We start from the raw sequence: 2496 nt of genomic DNA on the forward strand, positions 1-2496 counted from the left end.
GGAAATACTGGACAGTCTCGCAATAAGAGGGGATATTCTGGTTAGTCCTGGAAACACTCCACAGTATACTCCCGTTCCTGCAAGCGAGCTAATAAAAAACCGCCGCATGAAAGCGGAAGAAAACTTTGAACTGGCAGAAAAATCATTAGCGGAGTTTGAACGTTCTGCAAATGATCGTGAAAACATCTGGAATATCATGGGGCGTAATGAAATACTCGATAAGGTAAAAGCTTGTATACTATCTGCTAAAAAAAGAATACTCTTAGAGATTTGGGAAGACGAATTCGAAGTATTAGAGTCTGAACTAAGACAGGCTGCAAATAAAGGAGTCAATGTCACAATTATTGCCTATGGTGAAATCGTCTGTGATTTTGCTAATGTTTACCTTCATTATATGGGTCATGAAATTACAGAAGAGTATGGTGGGCGATGGCTTGTTATTAGTGGAGATGATTCAGAAGTGGTAGCAGGTATTGTCTCGCTTGGTAAAGATAGCCGTGCAGCATGGACCATGCATGTAGGTTTGGTCATGCCCATTACAGAAGTCATGATTCATGATTTGTATCTCATGGAAATCATGGAGAAACATAGGGAACTTTTAGAAGAAAGCTTTGGTGTAAACCTCGCCAATTTACGTAAAAAATTTTCTATCCATCCAGATAATAAAAAACATTACGTAGACTAGATTTGTGCTATCAATTCCTGTTTTTTACAGCATAACAAGAACGCGAACATTATTGTCAACAATAGGGGCATACATCCAGGCAGGATTTATGCCCTTTGAAGTCACTTTTTGAGCATAGGTGCAGGTAAGTTTTTTAGATGCATCGTCCCCGGCACCCGACTGATTGAAGATACAGCAGATGATTAAGAAATATAACTATATTAAAATAGGGAAACGGGTATAATGAAGAATGGAATAAACCATTCTTGGTAATGGGACTATTATAGTATCGGATTGACATCTTGATATCCGGATTACATAAAGACAGAAGGAGAAATGATTCATTTGGATAATAAAGAAACAAAAGGTATCGAGTTACCTGTCAACTATGAGGAATTAAAAAAATCTGCCAATCGCAAATCTAATTGGAGAGAACGTTTGGATGCGATCGAAGAATTAGGACAGTCAAAAAATAAACAAGTGATCGACATTCTCACACATATCATGAATAGTGATTCTGTATTTAAAGTTCAAGAGGCTGCATACCGTCAACTGAAAAGATTAGGCGAAGATGTCCAATTGCCACCAAGGAAAAAGGGAGAATTGGTTAAAGGATTAACCAAAATCTTAGTAAGGATCAAGAAGAGTTTACCAGAAAATCACTCATATACTGAATTCAAAGATAAACTTCAGAAAATGAGAATGGATATATATGATACCTATGAGGGTGAAAAAGGGGCAGATTTTGATAAGTGGTTAGAAAATACTTGGTCTGCGTTATCGAAAAGATAAACTCATTCAAAAGGAAAACAAATAAGATTGGATGCAGGAGCAAAATTTTTGCTCCTTTTTGTTTACCAATAAATTAGGAATATTTGTATATCCCTCCCCTTTTTTAAACCATCGAATGGGACACTCTCTTGCATACAAGGATTAAATGACCGAGAGCCTTTAAAGCACAATTCCAGGAAAAGCCACATTTCCCATGTGCTCAGCCTGCACTAGAATAATTCTATTTCTATATAAACACATTTTTTTTACAAATCAACATAATGATATTAATAGAATGAATGAACTCATAGAAGACCAGGGGGAAGACAAGTGAATCAAATGTATACGATCCTTGAAGAAATTCAATCGACATCCATGGAGTGTGTATTGGCTACCATCATTCATGTGGAAGGTTCAGCATACTTACGTGAAGGTACCTCCATGCTTATCAAAAAAGATGGTACATCTTCAGGCGTTATTAGTGTTGGGTGTATCGAGGAAGATCTTATTCTTCATTCTTGCAGAGTGTTTGAAAGGAAAAATACAGAGACCTTTGTATATCACATGGAAAGTGATGAAGATCTAGAATGGGGAATTGGAACAGGTTGTAACGGAACTCTCTATATATTACTGGAGTATGTGGACCATAGATTAAAAGAAAATCTTTCATATGTCTTGGCTTCCATTAAAGAAGCTAAGGTAATCGTCCATCAAATTGAGTTAGATGATGATTGGAACTTATTGGGGTATTCTTTCCGGTCAGAGGATGAGTATACTAATGAACCCAAAGAAAATGATGTTAGCTTTATTTATAGGCAAAAGATTATACCTAAACCGCGTTTAATCATTTTTGGTGCTGGATGTGATGTATATCCAGTTGTCACTATGGCTACCTCAATAGGTTTTTTAGTTACTGTTTGCGATTGGAGGTCCGAGCTTTGTAACGAAAATAATATACCCGACGCAGTTAGCCATATTATAGGATTCCCATCTGAAATTATGGAACAATTATCTTTTAAAAAAGATGATTATGTTATCATCATGACTCATAACTTACAGAG

General features: G+C 36.5%; 3 protein-coding genes. All 3 read left to right on the forward strand.

Annotation, left to right across the window (positions count from 1 at the left end):
* A partial coding sequence (locus tag ACFVSH_RS25425; protein ID WP_387708533.1) for a TrmB family transcriptional regulator occupies positions 1-685 on the forward strand: 685 nt, incomplete at its 5' end.
* Between the two features lie 324 nt (positions 686-1009).
* Positions 1010-1456 carry a HEAT repeat domain-containing protein gene (locus ACFVSH_RS25430; protein ID WP_387708535.1) on the forward strand — a complete coding sequence of 149 codons (447 nt, stop codon included), beginning with the start codon at positions 1010-1012 and terminating at the stop codon, positions 1454-1456.
* Positions 1457-1774: 318 nt separating this feature from the next.
* A partial coding sequence (locus ACFVSH_RS25435; RefSeq protein ID WP_387708537.1) for an XdhC family protein occupies positions 1775-2496 on the forward strand: 722 nt, incomplete at its 3' end.

Origin of the sequence: Peribacillus sp. NPDC058002, assembly GCF_042886655.1 — a bacterium.
Taxonomy (GTDB): domain Bacteria; phylum Bacillota; class Bacilli; order Bacillales; family DSM-1321; genus Peribacillus; species Peribacillus aracenensis.